This window comes from Dorea sp. AM58-8 (assembly GCF_003464045.1).
Taxonomy (GTDB): Bacteria; Bacillota; Clostridia; order Lachnospirales; family Lachnospiraceae; genus Claveliimonas; species Claveliimonas ammoniilytica.
Genome location: NZ_QSDM01000009.1, coordinates 57,350 through 80,292, shown reverse-complemented (window position 1 = coordinate 80,292; position 22,943 = coordinate 57,350). Strand labels below are relative to the sequence as shown.

At 41.4% G+C, this 22,943-nt stretch carries 31 protein-coding genes, 1 tRNA gene and 1 pseudogene; 5 read left to right on the top strand and 28 right to left on the bottom strand.

What is annotated here, in order from left to right; all coding sequences use genetic code 11:
- Nucleotides 1–89 precede the first annotated feature (89 nt).
- Both DXA18_RS08450 and DXA18_RS08445 read left to right on the top strand, forming a co-directional pair.
- A complete protein-coding gene (locus DXA18_RS08450) occupies nucleotides 90–869 on the top strand; it encodes an ABC transporter ATP-binding protein (RefSeq protein ID WP_118383536.1) in 780 nt (259 codons plus the stop codon).
- Nucleotides 862–1,665 carry an ABC transporter permease gene (locus DXA18_RS08445; RefSeq protein WP_118383535.1) on the top strand — a complete coding sequence of 268 codons (804 nt, stop codon included), beginning with the start codon at nucleotides 862–864 and terminating at the stop codon, nucleotides 1,663–1,665. The genes DXA18_RS08450 and DXA18_RS08445 overlap by 8 nt, the downstream gene beginning before the upstream one ends.
- Nucleotides 1,666–1,667: 2 nt before the next feature.
- On the opposite strand, the gene DXA18_RS08440 is transcribed toward DXA18_RS08445, so the two are convergent.
- The 16 genes from DXA18_RS08440 to ylxM all read right to left on the bottom strand — a co-directional run bounded on the left by DXA18_RS08440 (nucleotide 1,668) and on the right by ylxM (nucleotide 11,300).
- Entirely contained in the window at nucleotides 1,668–1,916 is a 249-nt protein-coding gene (locus DXA18_RS08440; RefSeq protein WP_118383534.1) for a hypothetical protein, read from the bottom strand.
- Between the two features lie 65 nt (nucleotides 1,917–1,981).
- Nucleotides 1,982–2,054 (bottom strand) — tRNA-Thr (locus DXA18_RS08435).
- Between the two features lie 68 nt (nucleotides 2,055–2,122).
- The gene (locus tag DXA18_RS08430; protein WP_118383533.1) at nucleotides 2,123–2,989 is read right to left on the bottom strand and encodes a mechanosensitive ion channel family protein; all 867 of its coding nucleotides are present in this window, start codon (nucleotides 2,987–2,989) and stop codon (nucleotides 2,123–2,125) included.
- Between the two features lie 12 nt (nucleotides 2,990–3,001).
- Entirely contained in the window at nucleotides 3,002–3,847 is an 846-nt protein-coding gene (gene pgeF, locus DXA18_RS08425; RefSeq protein ID WP_118383532.1) for a peptidoglycan editing factor PgeF, read from the bottom strand.
- A 12-nt stretch (nucleotides 3,848–3,859) separates the two neighbouring features.
- Nucleotides 3,860–4,246 (bottom strand): YraN family protein, encoded by a 387-nt coding sequence (locus DXA18_RS08420; protein ID WP_118383531.1) that lies wholly within the window; start codon nucleotides 4,244–4,246, stop codon nucleotides 3,860–3,862.
- Between the two features lie 63 nt (nucleotides 4,247–4,309).
- Nucleotides 4,310–4,969, bottom strand: a complete 660-nt coding sequence (locus DXA18_RS08415) for a ribonuclease HII (RefSeq protein ID WP_118383530.1) — start codon at nucleotides 4,967–4,969, stop codon at nucleotides 4,310–4,312.
- On the bottom strand, nucleotides 4,962–5,528 hold the full coding sequence (gene lepB, locus DXA18_RS08410; RefSeq protein ID WP_118383529.1) for a signal peptidase I: 567 nt from the start codon (nucleotides 5,526–5,528) through the stop codon (nucleotides 4,962–4,964). The genes DXA18_RS08415 and lepB (DXA18_RS08410) overlap by 8 nt, the downstream gene beginning before the upstream one ends.
- A 27-nt stretch (nucleotides 5,529–5,555) precedes the next feature.
- Nucleotides 5,556–6,413, bottom strand: a complete 858-nt coding sequence (gene ylqF / locus DXA18_RS08405) for a ribosome biogenesis GTPase YlqF (protein WP_118383528.1) — start codon at nucleotides 6,411–6,413, stop codon at nucleotides 5,556–5,558.
- A 28-nt stretch (nucleotides 6,414–6,441) separates the two neighbouring features.
- Nucleotides 6,442–7,155 carry a signal peptidase I gene (lepB, locus tag DXA18_RS08400; RefSeq protein WP_118383527.1) on the bottom strand — a complete coding sequence of 238 codons (714 nt, stop codon included), beginning with the start codon at nucleotides 7,153–7,155 and terminating at the stop codon, nucleotides 6,442–6,444.
- Nucleotides 7,156–7,220: 65 nt separating this feature from the next.
- On the bottom strand, nucleotides 7,221–7,568 hold the full coding sequence (gene rplS, locus DXA18_RS08395) for a 50S ribosomal protein L19 (protein ID WP_118383526.1): 348 nt from the start codon (nucleotides 7,566–7,568) through the stop codon (nucleotides 7,221–7,223).
- A gap of 91 nt (nucleotides 7,569–7,659) precedes the next feature.
- Nucleotides 7,660–8,427 (bottom strand): tRNA (guanosine(37)-N1)-methyltransferase TrmD, encoded by a 768-nt coding sequence (trmD, locus tag DXA18_RS08390; protein WP_118383525.1) that lies wholly within the window; start codon nucleotides 8,425–8,427, stop codon nucleotides 7,660–7,662.
- Nucleotides 8,427–8,933, bottom strand: coding sequence for a ribosome maturation factor RimM (gene rimM / locus DXA18_RS08385; RefSeq protein ID WP_118383524.1), 507 nt, complete (start codon nucleotides 8,931–8,933; stop codon nucleotides 8,427–8,429). The genes trmD and rimM overlap by 1 nt, the downstream gene beginning before the upstream one ends.
- A 118-nt stretch (nucleotides 8,934–9,051) precedes the next feature.
- Nucleotides 9,052–9,282 carry a KH domain-containing protein gene (locus DXA18_RS08380; RefSeq protein WP_118383523.1) on the bottom strand — a complete coding sequence of 77 codons (231 nt, stop codon included), beginning with the start codon at nucleotides 9,280–9,282 and terminating at the stop codon, nucleotides 9,052–9,054.
- A gap of 22 nt (nucleotides 9,283–9,304) precedes the next feature.
- A complete protein-coding gene (gene rpsP, locus DXA18_RS08375) occupies nucleotides 9,305–9,550 on the bottom strand; it encodes a 30S ribosomal protein S16 (RefSeq protein WP_118383522.1) in 246 nt (81 codons plus the stop codon).
- A gap of 45 nt (nucleotides 9,551–9,595) precedes the next feature.
- Entirely contained in the window at nucleotides 9,596–10,954 is a 1,359-nt protein-coding gene (gene ffh / locus DXA18_RS08370; RefSeq protein ID WP_118383521.1) for a signal recognition particle protein, read from the bottom strand.
- 1 nt (nucleotide 10,955) lies between these two features.
- Nucleotides 10,956–11,300, bottom strand: coding sequence for a YlxM family DNA-binding protein (gene ylxM, locus DXA18_RS08365; RefSeq protein ID WP_118383520.1), 345 nt, complete (start codon nucleotides 11,298–11,300; stop codon nucleotides 10,956–10,958).
- Between the two features lie 140 nt (nucleotides 11,301–11,440).
- On the opposite strand from ylxM, the gene DXA18_RS08360 reads away from it, so the two are divergent.
- The 3 genes from DXA18_RS08360 to DXA18_RS08350 all read left to right on the top strand — a co-directional run bounded on the left by DXA18_RS08360 (nucleotide 11,441) and on the right by DXA18_RS08350 (nucleotide 12,504).
- Entirely contained in the window at nucleotides 11,441–11,707 is a 267-nt protein-coding gene (locus DXA18_RS08360) for a chorion class high-cysteine HCB protein 13 (protein WP_118383519.1), read from the top strand.
- Between the two features lie 171 nt (nucleotides 11,708–11,878).
- Entirely contained in the window at nucleotides 11,879–12,226 is a 348-nt protein-coding gene (locus tag DXA18_RS08355) for a hypothetical protein (protein WP_147345586.1), read from the top strand.
- Nucleotides 12,223–12,504, top strand: a complete 282-nt coding sequence (locus DXA18_RS08350; RefSeq protein ID WP_118383517.1) for a hypothetical protein — start codon at nucleotides 12,223–12,225, stop codon at nucleotides 12,502–12,504. The genes DXA18_RS08355 and DXA18_RS08350 overlap by 4 nt, the downstream gene beginning before the upstream one ends.
- A 59-nt stretch (nucleotides 12,505–12,563) precedes the next feature.
- Here DXA18_RS08350 and DXA18_RS08345 read toward each other — a convergent pair whose 3' ends face one another.
- From DXA18_RS08345 to DXA18_RS08290, 12 genes and pseudogenes are all read right to left on the bottom strand, one after another.
- On the bottom strand, nucleotides 12,564–13,256 hold the full coding sequence (locus DXA18_RS08345; RefSeq protein ID WP_118383516.1) for an L-ribulose-5-phosphate 4-epimerase: 693 nt from the start codon (nucleotides 13,254–13,256) through the stop codon (nucleotides 12,564–12,566).
- A gap of 3 nt (nucleotides 13,257–13,259) precedes the next feature.
- Nucleotides 13,260–13,916, bottom strand: coding sequence for a class II aldolase/adducin family protein (locus DXA18_RS08340; RefSeq protein WP_118383515.1), 657 nt, complete (start codon nucleotides 13,914–13,916; stop codon nucleotides 13,260–13,262).
- A 13-nt stretch (nucleotides 13,917–13,929) separates the two neighbouring features.
- Nucleotides 13,930–14,442 carry a hypothetical protein gene (locus tag DXA18_RS08335; protein ID WP_118383514.1) on the bottom strand — a complete coding sequence of 171 codons (513 nt, stop codon included), beginning with the start codon at nucleotides 14,440–14,442 and terminating at the stop codon, nucleotides 13,930–13,932.
- A gap of 83 nt (nucleotides 14,443–14,525) precedes the next feature.
- A complete protein-coding gene (locus tag DXA18_RS08330; protein ID WP_118383513.1) occupies nucleotides 14,526–15,890 on the bottom strand; it encodes a PTS galactitol transporter subunit IIC in 1,365 nt (454 codons plus the stop codon).
- A gap of 63 nt (nucleotides 15,891–15,953) precedes the next feature.
- Nucleotides 15,954–16,238, bottom strand: a complete 285-nt coding sequence (locus DXA18_RS08325) for a PTS sugar transporter subunit IIB (protein ID WP_118383512.1) — start codon at nucleotides 16,236–16,238, stop codon at nucleotides 15,954–15,956.
- Between the two features lie 50 nt (nucleotides 16,239–16,288).
- Nucleotides 16,289–16,765: a PTS sugar transporter subunit IIA gene (locus tag DXA18_RS08320; protein WP_118383511.1), complete on the bottom strand. Its 477-nt coding sequence runs from the start codon at nucleotides 16,763–16,765 to the stop codon at nucleotides 16,289–16,291.
- A 30-nt stretch (nucleotides 16,766–16,795) separates the two neighbouring features.
- A complete protein-coding gene (locus DXA18_RS08315; RefSeq protein ID WP_118383510.1) occupies nucleotides 16,796–18,829 on the bottom strand; it encodes a BglG family transcription antiterminator in 2,034 nt (677 codons plus the stop codon).
- 647 nt (nucleotides 18,830–19,476) lie between these two features.
- A pseudogene (locus DXA18_RS08310) lies at nucleotides 19,477–20,282 on the bottom strand (Cof-type HAD-IIB family hydrolase).
- Nucleotides 20,283–20,340: 58 nt separating this feature from the next.
- Nucleotides 20,341–21,234, bottom strand: a complete 894-nt coding sequence (locus DXA18_RS08300) for a hypothetical protein (RefSeq protein ID WP_330424488.1) — start codon at nucleotides 21,232–21,234, stop codon at nucleotides 20,341–20,343.
- A 17-nt stretch (nucleotides 21,235–21,251) separates the two neighbouring features.
- The gene (locus DXA18_RS16865) at nucleotides 21,252–21,377 is read right to left on the bottom strand and encodes an NAD(P)-binding domain-containing protein (protein WP_330424487.1); all 126 of its coding nucleotides are present in this window, start codon (nucleotides 21,375–21,377) and stop codon (nucleotides 21,252–21,254) included.
- 15 nt (nucleotides 21,378–21,392) lie between these two features.
- Nucleotides 21,393–21,857, bottom strand: a complete 465-nt coding sequence (locus DXA18_RS08295) for an acyl-CoA thioesterase (protein ID WP_118383507.1) — start codon at nucleotides 21,855–21,857, stop codon at nucleotides 21,393–21,395.
- An 81-nt stretch (nucleotides 21,858–21,938) separates the two neighbouring features.
- Entirely contained in the window at nucleotides 21,939–22,901 is a 963-nt protein-coding gene (locus DXA18_RS08290; protein WP_118383506.1) for a dipeptidase, read from the bottom strand.
- Nucleotides 22,902–22,943 lie beyond the last annotated feature (42 nt).

Here is a 22,943-nt window from a genome sequence, read left to right as displayed (position 1 = left end):
TCAGTATATGGCATTTCTCTTACCGTCGCAAGAACTCTTTTCTTACATTTTCATAAAATGAACCAGAACATCTTTTTTCAGGAGGCTCTATGGAAAAGCATACTGATCGGATTCTGGAATTAAAATCTATTTATTATTCCTATCATAATGCCGATGGCGAAACTCCTGCCATCACAGATCTTTCATTTTCGGTAAATGAAAGTGAATTCATTGCCATCGTCGGACCTTCCGGCTGTGGCAAATCCACATTACTGTCCCTCATTTCAGGGCTGATCACGCCCGAAAAAGGTCTGATCAAGATCAACGGGAGATCCTTGCGGGAAAGTGCTGCAAATATCGGCTATATGCTTCAGCACGACCAGCTCTTTGAATGGCGGACTATCTACCACAATGTACTTTTAGGTCTTGAGATTCAGCATACGCTCTCTGCCAGAACCAGGGAAAAAGCCCATGAACTCTTAGATACTTATGGACTAAAACAATTCGAAAATTCCAGACCATCTGAACTCTCCGGTGGTATGCGGCAACGGGCAGCCCTGGTGCGTACCCTTATCCTGGAACCAGATATCCTGCTTCTTGATGAACCATTTTCTGCACTGGACTATCAGACCAGACTGCGTGTAGGCGACGACATTGGACAGATTCTGAAAAAAGAAAAGAAAACTGCCATTCTGGTGACTCATGATCTGTCAGAAGCAATTTCACTGGCAGACAGAATCATTATCTTAACTTCAAGACCTGCCACTGTCCACCAGACTGTCCCACTGATTTTTAATCTGGAAGACGATACTCCATTAAACAGAAGAAATGCACAGGAATTTAAAAATTACTTTTCACTGATATGGAAGGAGCTGAATAGCGATGCATGAATTATCCGCAGCGCAGCAAAAATATCTTCATATGCAAAAAAGACACAGACGAGTCGTCTGTGTATCCAGAATCCTGATTCTGTTCGGTTTTTTATTCGTATGGGAATTCACTGCTAACACCGGGATCATTGATTCCTTTATCTTCAGTTGTCCCTCACAGATTGTTCTCTGCTTTCGCGAATTGATGGTGGATGGAATCATTTTCCATCATATAGGAATCACACTCTATGAAACCATCGTAAGCTTTTTGCTTGTCATTCTGATCAGTATCTTAATGGCGGTACTTCTCTGGACGTTCCGCTATTTATCTGAAATACTTGATCCATATATGGTTGTACTGAACAGTCTGCCTAAATCTGCCCTGGCACCGCTCCTCATCGTATGGCTGGGTGCCAATCGCACTACGATCATCGTAGCCGGAATGTCTGTAGCGATCTTCGGCAGCATACTAAGTCTGTATACCAGCTTTATCTCTGTAGATCCGGAAAAGATCAAACTGATATACACGCTTCACGGCACAAAATTCCATGCTCTTACAAAAGTTGTTCTCCCTGCCTCTCTTCCGGCTATCATCAACATTATGAAAGTGAATATCGGGCTCTGTCTTGTGGGCGTAATCATCGGAGAATTTCTAGCAGCCAGAAGCGGTCTGGGTTATTTGATCATCTACTCAAGCCAGGTGTTCAAAATGGATCACCTGCTGATGAGTATCTGTCTCCTGTGCCTGATGGCAATGCTTCTGTATGCACTGATCAACGCTTTAGAAAAATGGTACCTCGCCTGTCAGCACCGATAACACTATAACTGATTTAACACCCCAAGAATCTCTTCCATCCCTTCATCATTGAATGGATACACAGATTCTTTCTTTTCCGCTTTTGATACATCATAGCACTCCGGACCTTCCCAGATTGTCAGTTTAAACCGGGAATCCTCAGCTTCCGTATCAGATTTTTCAATTCGATAATTGTATTTTCCTTTGCTGCCGTTGAATTTGGACTTTTTATAAAATGCTAACGGAAACAGCATTTGTCTCGTAATCTTCATATCGTATTCTCCTTTTGTAAATCCGGTAATACAAAAGGCTGCGCAATGCGCAGCCCCTACATATAAGCTGGAAATCGGACTTGAACCGACGACCCCTTCATTACGAGTGAAGTGCTCTACCAACTGAGCCATTCCAGCAGATGTGATCTGCCATAAGCAGTCACAACTAATATTATATCTGATTTATCAAAATTTGCAAGTCTTTTTTAATTGGATTCCTGAATCCGTACATTCATCTGATGATATGGAATCACAATACTTTCCCTGTCAAATGTCAGCTTGATATCTTCCAGCATATCCCAGCGCACATTCCAGTAATCTTCTGTACTTACCCAACATCGCATTCCAAGAATCACTCCATCATCACCAAGTTCATCCACAAAGATTCTGTGTTCTTTATCCTGTATGATTCTTGAATCCTTCCGGATCAGACCTGCCAACACTGCTTTTGCTTTCAAAAGATCAGATTCATAGGAAATCGATACCTTCAGTTCCAGTTTACGCTCATCCATATGGGTAACATTAGTTAAACTGTTATTAGTCAGCATGCCATTGGGAATGACCACCGTACGGTTGTCGACCGTTAATAATTTGGTATAAAAGAGCTGAATTTCCTTTACTGTTCCTTCATCACCGTGATTATCTTCGATAATATAATCACCTACCACAAATGGTTTCAAAAGCAGAATCAGAATACCACCAGCAAAGTTGGACAAACTTCCCTGCACAGCCAGACCTACAGCAACACCTGCAGATGCGATCAACGCTGCAACCGATGCGGTATCAAATCCGAACTTCGTTGCAATGGTAAATAGCAGCATTCCATACAACATAAACTTTAATAATGAATCTACAAAAGTTTCCACACCTTTGTCTACATTAGATCTTTCCAGCATTTTGCGGATCAGCTTTCGGATCCATTTAATCACGATTCTTCCAAGAAAGAAAAATATCAGTGCAAGCACGATCTCTATAGCAAAACTGATCAGATTCGGAATATGATCCTGCAGATATTGAATAAAAACATTCACATCTTCTGCCGCTTCATTGGTCGTTTCTATTACTTCATCCATACTTCTGTCTCCTTACTCCACTTTTGTCTCTTCTTTTAATGCAAGAAATGCACTGAGATTACCACGTTTTCCTCTGGTATAACGATGCGAGAATAACAGCTCGTGATTACAGCAGGTACACACATTCGTCACCGCCATATGTGCTGCTTTCACACCTGCATCCAACAGATTGATTTCATTGGCGCGCCAGAGATCCAGCTGATACTTTCCATTCTCTTTGCGATAGAATAATGAATCCCAGTCTGTTTTTTTATAATTTGCCCGAAATTCATCAATGACATCCTCGCTGACTTCATAACATTCCTGGCAGATTGACGGACCTACAACCGAGCGAATATCCGCCGGATCACATCCAAATGTCTCCTGCATTGTCCGAACCGTCGCAATAGCCATCTTATGAACTGTGCCGCGCCATCCAGAATGACTCAGCCCGATAACACGTTTTACCGGATCCACAAAATATAAAGGCACACAGTCTGCATAGAAGGTCACCAGACAAAGCCCCGGCACATTGGTGATCATGCCATCTGTCTCCGGCATCGTCTTGCCATAGTTCGTCTCATCCACCACTGCCACATTGGTAGTGTGTGTCTGATTCGTATATACCATTTTGCGTTCTTCCACACCGATTGCTGCCGCAAGTCTTCTGCGATTCTCATTTACCGCCTCCGGATCATCCCCTCTGGTGATACTGATATTCATCGTAGCACAATCTCCCTTACTGACACCGCCAAGCTTTGTCGAAAATCCCTGTTTCACAATTCCAGTCTCTTCCAGCAATGGACTTACCAGCAGTGGAACGCCTGCTGATTCTGTCAGATTCCATATGGATTTATCATTTGCATACTTTATCTTCATCTGTTCTAGTCCCTACCCTTTATAATCAAATGCATTCCGGTACAGCCGAATCTCATCGCCGGCTTCCCCCAGAATGCCTACTACATCAAATCTGCAGGGACATCCCCACACACCATTTACCGTAATATAATAAAGTGCACATCTGGAGATGACCTGCTGTTTCCTTATATGAACCGCTTCCGACGGCATACCTTTTTTGCAGTCTGCGCGGTACTTCACCTCACAGAATACCAGATATTCCCCTTCTCTGGCTATAATATCAATCTCGCCCTGTCTACAGTGATAATTATACTGCAGGATCTGATAGCCCTGCTGCTCAAGATATTTTCCTGCAAGCTGCTCGTATCTGGCACCCACAGAACGTTGATTCTTCTTGTTATACTGCTTTCGTTTTTTCATAGGTATAAGCTTTTGCTCTCATATTCTGTAAATCCCTCAATTACAACACCTATGACTCAGATATTATATGTATTTGTGGATAAAACTCATCCGATGGATCGGTGTCGGTCCCAACTTCTTCAATCCCTCAATATGTGCTTTGGTTCCATAACCCTTATTGGATGCAAAATCGTATCCCGGAAATACCTTTTCATATTCAACCATCAATCGGTCTCTTGTCACCTTTGCAAGAATACTTGCTGCCGCAATGGATACACTCTTAGCGTCTCCTTTAATGATCGGTATCTGCATAATCTCAATTTCCGGTATAGTAACAGCATCATTTAACAACAGATCCGGCTGTACTGACAGATTGCTGATCGCCATACGCATTGCCTCGTACGTTGCCTGCAGAATATTAATCTCGTCAATCCTTGCCGGGCTTGCCATCCCGATTCCCGTAGCAACCGCCTCTTTCAGAATCACTTCATACAACTCTTCCCGCTTCTTTTCTGATAATTTCTTCGAATCATTAAGATACAGAATCGGATGATCCTTTGGTAATATGACAGCTCCGGCAACAACCGGACCTGCAAATGGTCCGCGTCCCACCTCGTCAATACCGCATATTGCCTGATGATCACTGTATTCTTTCTCAAATACACTCATAGCTTCTGTGCGGGCAATTTCTTTTTCCAGCTTTTCCTGCTGCTTACGCAGTCTCTCTTCTTCTCGTTTATTCATGACGGATCACTCCTACCTTATCAAACGGGTAAATACGTACCCATGCCCGTCCCAGCAGGTCTTTTCGCTTTAGTATACCAACACTTGGATCACGGCTGTCCGAACTGTTATTCCGGTTATCTCCGAGCACAAAATACTCATCATCCCCAAGCGTGATCGGCTCGGCTGCAATTCCTGCTGACTGCATAACTTCCTTACCATAGATATCACTTTCCAGCTTCTCTCCATTGATATAGACATATCCGTCTTTTACCTGCACCGTCTCTCCCGGCAGACCGATAATACGCTTAATATAATAAACATTTTCCTCATACTGATATGGAAATACGATAATATCATAGCGCTTTGGATCACGGAACCGGTAGGAAATCTTATCAACGATCAGTTGGTCACCATCCTGCAGCGTCGTTTCCATAGAATGACCACTCACGCTGGTTCTCTGTCCCACAAATGTGATGATCAGCCATGTCAGACCGACAATGATTGCAATATAAACAAGCCAGCCAAACAACTCGTAAGCCACAGAATGTGATTTCTTTTCTTTTTTAGTTTTCCCCATAATGCATATCCCCTTTCAAATTACCGACTACGCCAGATCCTGTACCTCCGGATATTCCAGCGTCAGTCTGCCAAGCTTGCCACTTCTGAAGTCTTCCAATAACAGATTCGAAGCCTTCACATAATCAAGCTCATTGCCACGCACCAGACAATGTTTCTGTTCTGCGATTTCTTTCAGACATGCATAGGAATCCTGATCTTCATTGATCCCATATTTATCAGCCAATACACCTGAATAATTTTTTGTCATAAATTTGATCAGTTCAGAAGCCAGTTCCTCAATATTCAGAATCTCATCCTTAATAGAACCGATCAGCGCCAGTCGAAGTCCTACGCTCTGATCTTCGAATTTCGGCCAGAGGATACCTGGGGTATCCAGAAGTTCCACACTCTTGTTCAGGCGAATCCACTGCTTTCCTTTTGTAACTCCCGGCTTATTACCTGTCTTAGCCGCAGCCTTTCCTGCCAGAGAGTTGATAAATGTGGACTTGCCCACATTCGGGATTCCTACTACCATCGCTCTTACCGGACGGTTCAGAATGCCCTTTCTGCGGTCGCGTCCAATCTTCTCTTTGCAGGCTTCCTGGATCACAGCCTGAATCGACTTTAATCCACCACCCTTTTTAGAATTTACTTTCACGCAGGAATAGCCCTTACTTTCAAAATACGCTTTCCATTCATTATTCCAACGGTCTTCTGCAAGATCCGCCTTATTAAGCAGAATCAGTCTCGCTTTGCCCTTCCCCAGCTCATCAATGTCTGGATTGCGGCTGGAAAGTGGTACTCTGGCATCTACCAGCTCGATCACCAGATCAATCAGTTTTATATTTTCCTGCATCATTCGTTTTGCCTTGGTCATATGACCCGGATACCATTGAAAATGCATAATCTCCTCCATTTTTACAATCTATGTCTTATTTCTTTATAAATCCCATATGGTCAAATGGTGACAGTAAAAACCACGCCTTCCCATATATATAGGAACGTTTCACATTGCCTACATCTGCCATACGGCTGTCTTCACTTTTATCTCGATCATCTCCAAGCACGAAATACTCATCTCCGCCCAGAGTAATCTTCTCCGATACGATTCCCACATCATTAATCTCTGTTGCAGTATAGTCTTCTTTCAGCTTTTCTCCATTAATATATACCGAACCTTCGATAATTTCTACCGTCTCTCCCGGAAGTCCGATGATTCGTTTTATGTAATAGTGAGAATTCTCATTTCCCTTCGGTTTAAATACGATGATATCACCACGCTTTGGCGAAGTCACATTATATGCGAAGCGATTCACCAGTACAACGTCTCCATTGCTAAGCTTCGGACTCATAGAATCCCCCACAGTACTGACTCTCTGTCCGAAATACCACACAAACACAAATGCAAACAGTAACACGACTGCAATCTGTAAAATCCAGCTTAACACTGTATGCAGTCTTCTGGAACTGAAAAATCCGCGGATATTCAGATCCCTGATGGACCACTTCTTTTTCTTACGCGGTCTGTTCTTTGGTCTTTTTACCGGAATCGTCTTGTGTTCCGGTTCCTTCTTCTGAAACGGCAGGATGATCTGCCGTCTTTTTCTGTCTCTTATACTATTCGATCTTCTATTACGTCTCGGCATATCTGTATTCCTCGTATACAAAAGCAGGGACAAGTACGTATGTATTTGTCCCTTCTCATGTGTAACTATTTTACTAATTCTTTAACCTTTGCAGCCTTACCGATACGTCCTCTCAGGTAGTTCAGTTTCGCTCTTCTTACTTTACCTCTGCGTACAACTTCAACCTTCTCAACGTTTGGTGAATGCAATGGCCATGTCTTCTCAACGCCAACACCGTTAGAATTCTTTCTTACAGTGAATGTAGCTCTTGAGCTTCCACCCTGTTTCTTAAGAACAGTACCCTCGAAAACCTGAATTCTTTCGCGGTTACCCTCTTTGATCTTACCGTAAACTTTTACAGTATCGCCAACATTAAACTGTGGCACGTTCTCTTTGAGCTGTTCTGCTTCAATACTCTTAATAATATCGTTCATTGTGCGACCTCCTTATTATTCGGATGTTCTTAATACGTCCTATTACAGTATCAGAGGACCATCTCTTCTTCTCACAACGTATTATATACTATCATACCATCACAGACTTTGCAAGCTTTTTTTCTTCTTCTGTGAGATTTGCTTTTTCCAGAAGATCCGGACGATTCTTTGCAGTACGAATCACTGACTGCTCTCTGCGCCATTTCTCAATATTCGCATGATGTCCGGACAACAATACCGGCGGCACCTGCTTCTCATGCCAGATCTCCGGTCTGGAATACTGCGGGTATTCTAACAGATTATCCTGAAAACTCTCGAATTCAGCAGATACATCATTATGAAGCACACCTGGCACCATCCTGGACACGGCATCTACCATGACCATCGCCGGAAGTTCACCACCTGTCAGCACATAATCACCAATTGATACGTAATCTGTAACGATTTCATCTAATACACGCTCGTCAATCCCTTCATAATGTCCACATAAAAAGATCAATTCCTCTTCCTGCGCAAGCTCTTCCGCCATCCCCTGCGTAAATGTCTGACCCTGTGGTGACATGTACAGCACCCTGGGCTTCTTTTTTTCGACACATAGCTCACTGTCTGCACCGCCTTGTGTATGGATCTTGTCTATAATTGCCTGATAGCACTGATAGACAGGCTCTGCCTGCATCAGCATCCCGGCACCACCACCATAAGGATAATCATCTACACTGTTATGCTTGTTAAATGCATAATCACGGATATTCACCGCTTCAATAGATAAGATTCCTTTGCTGATCGCACGTCCTGTAATACTGGTATTCAGTCCTCCCATCACCATTTCCGGGAATAGTGTCATAATATGAATATTCATTACACCAGGCCCTCCATCAGGTGAATCGTCATGCGTTCCTCATCCATATCTACATCAAGGATACACTCTCTAATCGCAGGAATCAGTACTTCGCCATGTTCCAGGGAATCAATGATATAGACATCATTAGCTCCTGTCTCCATAACATCTTTCAGCGTACCGAATTCACTGCCGTCTTCTGTGCATACCTTCATGCCTATCATATCTGCAATAAAGTACTCATCCTCGTCAAGATCCACCGCATCCTCACGGTCGATCATCAGGCTCTTTCCTCTATATTTTTCAATGTCATTAATATTGTCGATCCCCTTAAATTTCAGGATTGCAAATTGCTTAAAAAACTTCACATTCTGGATTTCTAATGGAAGCATCTCTCTCCCGGTATCCAGATACACTTTCTTTAACTGTCTGAAACGTGTTACATCATCTGTCGTTGGAAATACTTTTACTTCTCCGCGCACCCCATGTGTTGACGAAATCACGCCTACCTGCAACTGTTTTTCCATCTTACTCTCCTTACTCACTAAATGAGCAGACTGACACCTGCTCAATATAATCGTGTAAGCACGATTTCTGCATAGCGGCTTATTGCACAAAAAGTCCCCAATCAGGGGACTTTCTATATTAATCAGCGATATCTACAATCACTTTACGATCTTCCTTGGCTGCAGCTGCTTTTACAACCGAACGGATTGCCTTGGCAATTCTTCCCTGCTTACCGATGACTTTGCCCATGTCAGACTCTGCCACATGAACCTCGACAACGGTAGCTTTCTCTTCCTGCTTCTCAGTTACAACTACTTCATCCGGATTATCGACCAATGCTTTTGTAATGACTTCAACCAATTCTTTCACGAATGAACACCTCCGCCAATACTTATTTTTCGATACCGGCTGCCTTGAAAAGCTTTCCAACTACTTCTGTTGGCTGTGCTCCATTGTTAAGCCACTTCTTAGCTGCTTCCTCATTGATAGAGAAACCACTTGGTTCAAGGTTCGGATCATATGTTCCGATCTCCTCGATAAATCTTCCATCTCTTGGGGATCTGGAATCTGCTACAACGATTCTATAGAAAGGAGCCTTCTTCTGTCCCATTCTTCTTAATCTGATCTTTACTGCCATTTCATTCACCTCCGTATAATTTTAAATTATTTTCATTAATATATGTTAAAAAGGTAATCTGAATTTTCCCTTTTTACCACCTCTGCCCATTTTGTTCATGGATTTCATCATCTTTTTCATCTCATTGAACTGCTTGACCATACGGTTCACCTGACTGATATCCACTCCTGCACCTTTAGCAATCCTGTGCTTTCTGGAAGGATTCATCAAATCCGGATTCTCGCGTTCTTCCGGCGTCATAGAATAGATCATTGCTTCCATTCGTGCCATCTGCTTCTCCGCTTCGCTTGTCTGCTCATCTGAGATCTTTAATCCCTTGCCGCCAAGTGCTCCCATTCCCGGAAGCATTCCAAGAATACCTGACATACCACCCATCTTCTTCATCTGCTGGGTACTCGCAAGAAAATCATTGTAATCAAACTGATTCTTCTTCATCTTCTGAGTCAGCTGTTTTGCCTGATTTTCATCAATCTCAGCCTCTGCCTTCTCAATCAGAGACAACACATCTCCCATACCCAGTATTCTGGATGCCATACGGCTTGGATAAAACTGTTCCAGATCCGATAGCTTCTCACCCATACCTACATAAAGGATTGGTTTGCCGGTTACTGCCTTAACTGATAACGCTGCACCACCACGAGTATCACCGTCCAACTTGGTAACGATCACACCGTCAATGCCTACCTTCTGATCAAATTCAGCTGCCACATTAACAGCATCCTGACCCGTCATCGCATCGATTACAAGAATCGTCTGATGTACCTCAACGGTCTCTTTAATCTCCTGCAGTTCCTGCATCATGTCCTCATCAATATGAAGACGTCCGGCTGTATCCAAAATCACGATATTATTATCGTTCTTCTTTGCATGTTCCAGAGCTGCCTTAGCAATATTCGCCGGCTTGTGATTCTCACCCATGGAGAAGACTTCTACTCCCTGTTTCTCACCGTTGATCTGCAACTGTTTGATCGCTGCAGGGCGATATACATCACATGCTACCAGAAGCGGCTTCTTACCTTTCAGCTTAAACTTGCCTGCAAGCTTAGCTGTGGTCGTTGTCTTACCAGCTCCCTGAAGACCTGCCATCATGATTACGGTAATTGCCTTGCCCGGCTGAAGCTGAATCTCTGTAGTCGTAGATCCCATAAGCTTCACAAGCTCTTCATTAACGATCTTGATGACCATTTGTCCAGGGTTCAGTCCATTCATAACATCTTGACCGACTGCTCGTTCCTGAACATTTTTAATAAAATCCTTAACTACTTTAAAGTTAACGTCCGCAGCGAGAAGTGCCCGTTTGATCTCCTTCATCGCTTCCTTTACGTCTGCCTCTGTCAGGCGCCCCTTACTTCTAAGGTTCTTAAATACATTCTGAAGTTTTTCTGTCAAACTGTCAAAAGCCATACTATAACTCCTCTAAGATCTCATCTGATATCTTACGTATCTCGGACTTTAACACCGATATATCTTCCGCTGGTTCCTGATCCAGAATCTCCCGTATCTTATGGATCTGTTCTTTCACTGTGAGAAATCTTGAAACAAGATGAAGCTTCTCTTCATACTCCTGCAATGTGCGGTCACAGCGCTTCACCAGATCATGTACTCCCTGTCTGCTGATTCCTGCATCTCTCGCAATCTCTCCAAGCGATAAATCTTCCAATATAAACTGCTCATAGATCTCTTTCTGGTGATCTGTAAGTAATTCACCGTAAAAATCATAGAGCAAAGCCTGTTTTAATAATTCATCCATCGTTTCTCACCTGTGTTATCATACACTACCCGCGAATGGGTGTCAAGTATTTTTTCTTTACACCTTAAAATTCTTTCACACATTTTCTTCTCTCACATATGATGTACTGTAAAATCAAATATCCCATGGAGGTCTATTCAATGAGCGATTTATCTAACTGTGGTTGCGGATGTGACAATAATGTTAACGGATGTGGTTGCGGACGCGGTGACTGCGGATGTGGATGTGGTTTCGGAAATAACAGTTGTCTCTGGATTATTCTTCTGCTCATCTGCTGTGGCGGATGTGGCAACGGCTTCGGACACGGTGGCGACTGTGGTTGCGGAGGCGGTAATGACAACTGTCTCTGGATTATTCTTCTGCTTATCTGCTGTGGTGGATGCGGCAATGGCTTTGGCTGCTGCTAAACTTCCATCCATTCTGCCGGTCTATACATCTGACCTTATGCGGGGATATCTTCTTTTATCCCCGCATATACATAGTAAGACTTTATCTTCAGGCAGTGTGCTATGGAAAAACGACCGATCTTTCCGATGACTCAACTGGATACACTCGTAACTACGCAGGAACTTCAGCTCATGAAACTGATGCTGCCTTATATTCCTGCCAATATGCGTGGTATGCTTGCTGTGTATATCAAGTTTACTGAATTCACAAATACTATTCATCTGTTCCATAGTACAGGCAATGGTTCCCCAGACGGTCCAATACATAGCAAAAGTATTCATTCACCAGAAGATATCCTACAGGATCTGAGTTCTTTCATGGATCCTGCCGAAGCTGATAATATCAGCATGATATTCAATATGATGAATATAATGAAACAAATGGACCCATCCGGCTTCGCCTCTCCGGAAAGCAACAGCGAGATGTCTCAGATGATAGATCTGTTTGATAATATAATGAAAGGAAATGATGAAAAATGATGGACTGGACAATACATCCCGGCATGAATAATCTCGATCCTCTGAAACGTGAGATCATACGTACCGCCGCAAAGCAGGTACAGGGTAAAAGCGGTAACCAGATGGCTACTGTTATGATGGCACTGATCACCAGTGCAAGAAAACATAATATAAACTTTTCACCGGAAGAAATGTCATTGATCTTAGAAATACTAAAAGACGGAAAAAGTCCTGATGAGCAAAAACAGATTGATAATATGGTATCAATGGTTATAAATGTGATAAAAGAAAACTCCTGACAGTCACACTCTGCCAGGAGCTTCCAAGTATAATTGAGAGAAAAAATAAGTTTTAAAATCTACTGCCCATAGTATGCATTTGCACCATGTTTACGCATATAATGTTTTTCAATTAATTCTTGTGGTGCTTCTTTTACTCCGGGATTAATAAGCTCCGTCCGATAAGCCATCTTTGCACATTCTTCCAAAACGACAGAATTATGTACTGCCTCCGCACTGCTCTTTCCCCAGGTAAACGGTCCGTGATTTTTACATAACACAGCTGGTACCGATAAAACATCTTTTTGAAATCTACGAAATTCTTCAACAATAACATTTCCTGTATTGGTTTCATAATCCTCGTCAATTTCATTTTTTGTCAAATTACGTACACACGGCACTTCACCATAAATATAATCTGCATGCGTTGTTCCATAACAAGGAACACTCCTACCCGCCTGTGCCCAGCTGGTTGCATATGGAGAATGCGTATGCACAATACCACCTATTTCCGGAAAAGCTTTATATAAAACAATATGCGTAGGCATATCTGAAGAAGGTTTATACTCTCCTTCAACCACATTTCCTTGAAGATCAATAAGTACCATTTTTTCCGGGCTTAACTCATCATACGGTACTCCGCTCGGTTTAATAGCAACCAGTCCTGTTGCTGAATCTATCTCACTTGCGTTTCCCCAGGTAAATGTCACCAAATGATATTGTGGCAACATCATGTTTGCCTTATATACTCTTCGCTTCAGTTCTTCTAACATTTTCTATGCTTCCACGATTGGCTTTTGTCCATATCGTCTAAATACCTCAACTGCTGTTTCTACCTGTTCTGCATTCAGTTCCGGTACATCCTGGTTCATGCTATAAGCAATAGAATAAGTTTTAGCTGCTTCTTCCAGATAAACGCAAGCACACAGTGCCTGTTTCAAACTGTCTCCAACACCGATTACACCGTGATGTTTTAAGATAACCGCTAATTTATCTCCCATATTCTCAACTGCTTCGATACCCATCTGTTCACTTGCCGCTGATGAATATGGACATACTTTTACTGCTCCACGTGTTGCGTTTGCCAATGTTGTAAGGTTACATGGCAATTCTTCTGTTACAAGCCCAACACCTGTTGCATATGGCTGGTGGGTATGAATAACTGCATTCACTTCCGGCATATGTTTTAAAATATATAAAAGTGCCACAGTATCTACAGATGGTTTCCTTTCACCTTCAATAATATTTCCTTCTATATCCATTACCAGAACATCTTCTGGTACCATATCTTCGTAAATCATACCTGATGGAGTTACCAGGATTTCACCTGTCGGCATACGGAGAGTCACATTACCTCCTGACAATGTAACAAGCCCATAACGATCTAATTTTTTTCCTGCTTCAATAATACTGATTTTTTCTTGTTCAAACATTGTATTGCACTCCTTATTTTCTACGCGCACGACCTCTTTTTATTGATTTTGTTTCTTCACTGCCACGCACTGCTCTGGCTTTCAATCCTTCTGGATCAATTTCAACTTCTTTATGAAACAGATACTGAAATAATTCATTTCCATCATTAAAATAATAACAATTCACCCAATATCGGCCTCTAAAAATACCTGCTTCATTTATACGTACGAACATTTTGGTTCCGGAAGCCAATGGTTTACATTTAAAACGTTTCACTTCGTTCCAGTCATAATGATGTGATTTGTGATAAGCTGAAAATGTAATTCCCTGATCGCTCACTTCAACTTTTGACGGATTGGCTATCGATACGAAAGTTTCCCACACAAAATATCCGGCAACAACAGCTGCTACTACCCATAAAGCCGGAACATTTGTTGTAAAAATACTAAACAATGAATACGCTAAAATAAAAATACAAAATATAGCCGTAATAGTTATCTTAGTCCTGTAAACTTTTGTATCATATTCATAAATCTTTGCGTTCATTGTGCTTCCTCCTCAGTCAATTCCCCTTGTTTTTTAATTACAGGCACCATACAATGATGATGCCTGTAATTAGAGAAACTATCTTAATTTGCAGCTGCGTGCATTTCTGCAGCCTCTTTCAAAATTTTCTTTCTGTTAATCAGTGCCATTGCAACCGCAATTACACCAACTACTGCAATTCCGATAATTGGATTTAAACCATTTAATCTGGTAATTGCCCATGTTAATGGGTTTGCTCCATCACAGATACTTGAAATAGCTGTTGCAGAACCCATATCGAATCCAGCTGCTTTTGCTGCCGGAGTAATCCACTGCGACAAGTCAGTAGCAATATACAGACCAGCTGCCAATGTGATAATACCAATAATAAGTGCACGGAATCCATTTCCGTTAACCACTGGTGTGATCAATACAAACATCCATGGAATAACCGCAAGGTCTGCAAATGGCATTACCTGGTTTCCTGGAAGTAATACTGCAAGGAATACAGTGATCGGTACAAGTACTAATGATACAGACAGAGTCATTGGATGACCAACACCTACTGCCGAATCAAGACCGATATAAATTTTACCACGATTAGAGAATTTCTTTTCAATAAACTCTGATGCAGCGTCAGATACAGGAATCAATCCTTCCATCAGAAGTGCTGCCATCTTAGGAATCAGAACCAATACAGCTCCAAGGTTAATACCTAATGCAAGAATTGCCGGGAAGTCATATCCTGCAACAACACCGATGATAATACCAAGCACTGTACCTACAAGGATTGGCTCTCCAAATACACCGAACTTCTTCTGCATTTTTTCGATATCAAAGTTAATCTTATTAACGCCAGGAATTTTATCGAGAATCCAGTTAAATAACATTGCAATCGGCGCATATGCTGTTGTAAATCCATGCGGAAGCGAAACACCAGGAAGTCCTAATGTTTTTTCTACACCTGATGCTGTCCAGTCACCCAATACCATAATAATTACCATGTTCAGGATTGCAGCAATGATACCATACATCTGATTTCCTGTAACAACTGCGACAAGCGCTCCTGTAAATGCAAAATGCCAGTAATCCCAGATATCTACATCAACCGTCTGTGTTGTGTTTGTCAGCAGCATTACAATATTTACAGCAAGACAAACTGGAATAATCACTGTTCCAACTGTAGATGCAAATGCAATCTGTGCAGCTGCCGGCCAGCCAACATCAATTACAGAAAGGCTCAGACCAAATCTTTCTGCCATCTGCGATACTGCCGGTGCAAGGTTATTACCCATCAAACCAGTCACAAGGTTCAGACCAATGAATCCGATACCTACTGTCAAACCTGCACGTAAAGACTTACCAAAACCAGCACCTAAAATGCAACCCATAACACAAATAATGATAGGCATCATTACCGTCGCACCCATATCACTTATGTACTGGAAAAATCCCAAAAAATAACTCATCTCTCTATTCTCCTTCCTCATCTATCAAGTTAATAGAATCCTTTTTGTTCCCTCATAAAACTTTTACTTCTGTAAAACTTCTACAATCTGATCAACGATTGGCTCAGTCCCTCTTCCAAGCAGGAATGGAGTTCCGATAATTAATGGACAATGACATTCTCCGCCAAGTACTGTTGTAGAAATCACCAGATCATACTGTTTAGACTTCTCAGCCACTTCTGAAGCCTTTCCCTGTGTAATCTGGAACTGTCCTTTCAGTCCTCTTTCTTCCAATGCTTTTGTGACTTTCTGATTTACTGCTGTAGATGTGCAAATACCTGAACCACATACTAACAATATTCTCTTCATAGTCATTACACCTCCTTCATTTTTTATATGTACATTTTTCAAATGTAACATTACTCTGTAAACGATTTACCAAATTTTTCTGCCAGTTCTTCTGGCGTTGCACAAGCTTTTAAACCTCTAAGATAACCTTCTGACTGAAAGATATCCATCATTCTTCCGAGGAAATCCACCTGGCTTTCTGGCTTTTTAATTGCCATCATAAACATCATTTCGCATTTCACAGATTCTTCCGGCATACCCATATGACAGAATTTTACTGGTTCTTTTAAAATTCCAACTGCAATAGCCTGTCTATTAACATGAATAGAATCTGTATGCGGAATGGCAATACCCATTTCTTCAAAGTTGAGTCCGGTACTAAATACCTTTTCTCTCTCTTTCACCGCATCTATATAACTTTCTTTTACAATCCCTTTTTCATATAAATGTTTTGCAAGAATTTCAATTGCTTCCTGATCATTCTTTGCTTCAATGTCCATAAGAATCAATTCTGGCGAAATATAAACATCACCTAATGCGCTCGACATATTTTCACCTCCTTCCACATTCGACAAATATTACTTAGCTGTTGTTAATCCATTAAGTGCTTCCATAATAGATACCTTATCAACTGCCTTATCTAATATCTGTCTCGTCCTCTCATTTCCAAATATCATCATCAGATCGTAAATTGCCTGATTCACACTCTCCGCACTCTTAACACTCATTCCGATTACATATTTAACCGGATCATTCATTTCATGATGAAACTCGATTGGTTTCTTAAGTCGTATGAGTGAGGCTGCTTCATATATAACTCCCTCTTCAGCATCAGCATGAGGAAGTGCAGTTCCCGGACAGATTACGATATATGGTCCATAAGCTTCTATTTTCTGAATCATAGCCTGTATATAGCGTTCTTCTACTGCTCCATCTTTATATAGAAGCTCGCCGGCATGATTAACAGCATCTTTCCAATCTTTTGCTTCATAATCCACCTCGATTCTGTTCTCAGACAGCCATTCGTAAAATGCTCCCTGAATATGAATCTCTTCTGGATTAATCACATCTAACTCGATACCTGCATTTGGTTCCATAATCCCTTCCATTACTTCCAATGCCATCTTTTGTATATCTAAAATATCATCTGTATTCAGCATTGCTGATCGAACCACAATACATGGTATCTCCTGCTTTTCAATAGGAATCGTCGAAATAATCATATTCGCACCACTGCGTTTAATTTCACCTGTATTATGCACCGATGAAACACTGACTATTTCTATTACCTCTTCAAGTGTCCTTAACTTTGCAAGCATAAACTGTGCTGTTCCACGTCCGGTCTCACACACAAGTGCGACCTTTATTTTACTGTGCTTCGAATTTTCAACTTTTTCTTTTTCGAGAACAGATGCAAAATACAACACAAGAAATGACATTTCATCTTCTGAAAAAGAACATCCAATATATTCTTCAAGATTTCCAATATTTTTTCTTATGATTTCAAATATTTCCGGATATTCCTGTAGCAGCGAATCTTTCAATGGATTCGTCAATCGTTCTCTGGTTTGTAACCGATACACTGCTGATCTCATATGAGCAATCAGGAGATCATACAAGGCAAAGTCCAGATAAAAATCAATTCCGAAACAGCTGGAAATCTTATATAACGCTTCCGATATCATTAATCGAATATCTAATGCATTACCTTTATGTGTTTTGTCTTTTAAATAGCTTTTTCCTTTCAAGCATTCTGTAAAGTATAAAATTTCAACCTCTGGAATATCTAATTGATATTTGTTTCCAATCGTTTCTAATATTTCACTGCTAAATGTATATTTAGAGCTTTCTTTAAAACAAATCCATCTTTCCGCATAATGTTCTGGAATCACCTGATGATTTACAATCCGATTGATAATCAAAGTAATCTCTAAAACAGTTTCAAAAAACGAAAAATCCGACAAAAATGATTGTGCGTACTCTTCTTGTTGCACTACATGAGTACACATATCATCATAAATATTTAATTTATCCATCTGGCGAATTAGCAGATTCCAGAAAGCTCCCAAATTATAACCCGTTCCATAATGATTATTGTCACCATTAACTTCTAATAATTTTAGGATACCTTTTCGTATTTCTAACTCTGAGGCATTTACTATATATCCCCGACGTACCTGCGAAACAAGTTCCATATTATTCTCTTCAAACCAATTCTTTAATTCTGATATGTCGTGTAACAGAGTATTTCTGCTTACTCCAATAATGTCTTTCAATTGTTCGACGGTCACATATCCGGTAGTGTTCAGCAAAATCATCGCCAATATGGTGGAACGTTCATTTTTCGACATATAATATGTATAAAATGTTCTTGAACATATGAACTCTTCATACGCTTTTACATCAATTTTCTCAGCAGTATCAATGACTAAATCACCATTCCCAGTAATCACAATAATTGGAAGACTGTATTCTTGTAATGTATTATTCAAGTCTTTAATATCTGCTCGTATTGTTCTTTCCTGCAGATTGTACTTGGTAACAAGCTCTAATATATTTTGTCTGTTTCCAAGAATCAGCTCTCTTAAAATCTTATTACTTCGTCTATTCATAAGTCCTCCTTAACTGTTGTATTTATTGTAATACGCATCTATTTAACAAAAAAGTCCAATTGATTTCCGTTAGTTTTACATGAATTTGGGTTAATTAATCATATGTTTTTGTTTAAATATTCTAATGGTGTAAAATATGAACAATAAGAGATATACAAAAAACACCTCCAGATGTCAGATTATCTTCTGGCACCCGGAGGTGTGATATATCTTTCAATATTCTTTTTATAATAAGTAGTTATATATAGCTTCAGCACACCCGTCATGATCATGATCGGCAACAATCACTTTTGCAACCTCTTTCACATGTCCCATTGCAATCAGACAGCCCACTGCTTTTAACAAGTGTTCCATCCATATCGAATGCAATTAAATCATATTTATTCATTCCCTGCTCTCCTATACATATTCTTAACTTGCTATTTATTATTTTTCTTATATATTAACGAAACATCATATCGTATCTATACTACGATGAACTCACACTTTTTTCAACCAATACTTTTTAACCCAAAATAATATCCTGGCAGTCAAAAACCTCCAGGATATTATCTACATTATAAATGAAGGGAAAATTATTGCTCTATCTCTTCCATAACCGGAACTTCTTCAACCTGAGAAAGCAGTTTTCTTGAAAGAACTGTTGTCTATTCATTCTGTCCACCCAACAGATACCGGTAAATTGCTTCTGCACAGCCGCCATGATCATTATCGGCCACATTCACTTTGCATACTTCTCGTACGCACTCTCTCGCATTGCCCATTGCCACAGGCAGTCCTGCCACCTTCATCATCTTCACATCGTTATCAGAATCTCCCACTGCAATCGTATGTTCAAGTGGTATTTTGACGATTTCACAAAGTTGCTTTAACCCAATCCCCTTTGACATATGAAGCGGCGAGATTTCAAATCCTGTATCCTCTGCATAGACTACTGTCACCGGCAATTGGATGATTTTTTCAAACAATCTGTCTCGAATTTCAACACTTGATGCATATACATTCATTTTCTCCATCGGAAAATGTTCTTTGCGATATGCATCATACAGGCCATCATAATGTTTGCCGGTCTTACGCTGCAGCTCCTTGTATCTCGTAACATAAAAATAATCCATACGCTCAGCATCGATGCTGTCTACAAGATTGCGACCTTTTGAATAGCCAATCAGCATACAGTCTTCGCCATCTATAATGTCTATGATTTTCTCAACGATTTCATCTGGAATCACAGTTGATGATAAAATTTCCTTTGTCTCCGAATCATAAAGCAATGCTCCGTTTTCACACACAAAATACCGCACATTCTGCAATTCATTTTCCTCATACGGTTCTATTTCACCAACTGCCCGTCCTGTGCAGACCGCTATCCTCTTCCCCAGTTCAACGGCTCTCGCAATTGCTCCCGCGAAGATTCACTTACTTTATTTTTACTTGTCAGAAGCGTTCCATCCATATCAAACGCGATTAAATCATATCCACTCATGTTTTACTCCTATAACTATATCTCTTGCTTACATTTCTTTCTGGAAGTCCGTCCATGGAATATCCAGCGTCGCCCCCTCATTAAGCAGCGCATTCACATGCATCAGCAACGGAAAATCAGACTCTTTCACCTTTCCTGCTTTTGCAAGGGCTTTCACTGCGCGAGCGGTTCTTGTAGCAATAACTACCGCTTCCAGTGTCTGCCCTTTCAGCTGTTCCATAACCTCATCGATAGACAGTCCTTTACCGAGAAGAAGTCCCACTGTACGGCTTCGTCCTGCTGTAACTGTTACATTCAGATCACCGGCAGCATACATGATATTATCCACACCGCCACCGACAATTTTAAGCAGATCTAGCATCTCTTTCACACTCTCCTGGAACAGGGCTGCTTCTGAATTATTGTGATTAATTCCATCATCGCCTGCTTTCTCAGCCATACCGATAGCAAGCGCTGTTCCCAGTGCATAGCCATTTTTTAAAGCAACTGCACACTCCAGCCCTACCACATCCAATGTCAGGCTGATCACATAATAATCGGTTGCAAACAGACTCCGGATCCAGTGCAATGTCTCCATCTTCGGTCCGCAATATCCGACAAAAGACGGATCGTGATCTGCCAGATCTCTTGCGGTACAAGGTCCGCCGATCGCATAGATTTCCTGTTTACTTCCTTCTGGTAATTTACACATCCAGTATTCTGGATAGGTCTGCATCGTTCCATCTTCATAATCCAGCATTCCTTTTGTCACAGAAATTACCGGGACGCTCTCATCAAGTATCGGGAGTATCTTATCTGCAAACCAGTCTACGCCAAAGCTTGACACACCACATACGATCAGATCAGCCCCCTGGATTGCCTCTTCTTTTTCGCTCTCTTTGTAATAATGAATACCGTCATGTAGTGTGCGAAGCAGATTCACATGATAATTATCCTCTCTCAGTCTGTCGATGACTGATCATCTAACGGACTTCCTACCAGTCGCACCTCATGTCCATTTTCATACAATGGAAATGTAAGTGCCGATGCCATCTGTCCTGCTCCGATTAATGTGATCGTACTCATTGTGTCGACCTCCTCTTAGCCGTGCTTCTTTCTCAACTCTCTGCGCAATACGCTTCGATCCCACTCATACTGTTCCTCTTCCGTCTCAATGATAAGTTCCGGAACTATCGTTGGCTTGCCATCTTCCCCAACAGCTACCTCTGTTGCATATGCACAGTTAATCAGAAACTGTTCTCCTGTTACCGTCTCTGCATAAGTCTCCACTTTGACATCCATAGATGTATGTCCTGCATAGACAATCTTTGCCTTGAGCACGACCGTATCTCCCGGATAAGCTCCCCGCAGAAACTGCAGATTATTAAACGATGCTGTGATGATCGGTCTGTGTGCATGTCTCTTTGCCGCCATTGCTGCAGTCTCGTCAATCCACTGCATCAGTTGGCCTCCGAACAGACGCCCCGCACTGTTCAAATGATTCATTCTTACCAGATGAACACTTTCCAGCTGCGAATCCACCACACGTTTTTTTCCTCTTTCCATACTTAATCCTCTCTTTTCTGATCTGATATATTAATCAGAGATTATCGCCTTTCTCTATACTACGATGAACGAACATTTTTTTCAACCGATTCTTTTCAAAACATTCACCGCGTTCGTTCTCCATATACGTTCAAGTTGATCCTCTCTCACACCTTTCTTACGAAGCATCTCCCATAATTTTGACATATCAGATACCTTCTGGATTGGTTCGTATGCCTGTACACTATATCCATCTACATCCGTACCGATTGCCGGAAATTCACTTCCTCCGACATTGATCATATGGAGAACGTGTGCTGCCATTGCTTCCAGTTCCATGCCAGGTGACAGGTTTTCACCAAGAAACATCGGGAACAGATTCAATCCGGCTACACCTCCAGCTTCTGCAAGTCTGCGGATCATTTCATCGGTCAGATTCCTTGGATGCCTGCATAATGCACGGCAATTAGAATGTGATGCGACAACCGGACCGTCTGTACATTCCAGAATATCCAGGAAAGACTGATCCGATGCATGAGACACATCAATAATCATCCCCAACTCTCCGGCACGGTTTATGATCTCTTTACCAAACTTTGTAAGTCCCTTTGCCATAAGTTCAGGCTCACGACTGTTAGGATGACCCAGACAGTTCGCATAGTTCCACATCGGCGTCATCAGACGTACGCCCTGCTCCCACAATTCTTCCAGACGCTGCGCCTTCCCGTTAATAATTCCACCTTCTTCTATTGTTAAAACTGCTGATATCTGACCGTTCTGTTCATTTTTCAGTATGTCCTCATAATTTCCTGCCATGCACATTTCTTCGGAATATTTCTCGCAGTTTTTCTTTAACAGCTCTATCATAGCCAGTGCCTGCTCGTAGCATTTCTCATAATCCATATTCTGCTCTTCCAGGCAGGTAAAACATGCAAAAAACTGTGCCAGTGTCCCGGCTTCTTTCATCGCAGGAATACTGACGCTCCACGGATTCTCCATCAGATCATACTCTTTCTGCTGCATCATTTTCCACAGGGTATCACAATGCATATCAATCAAATTCATAGTTCCACTCCTTTCCCATTTCAAACCACATATGAAATTCCT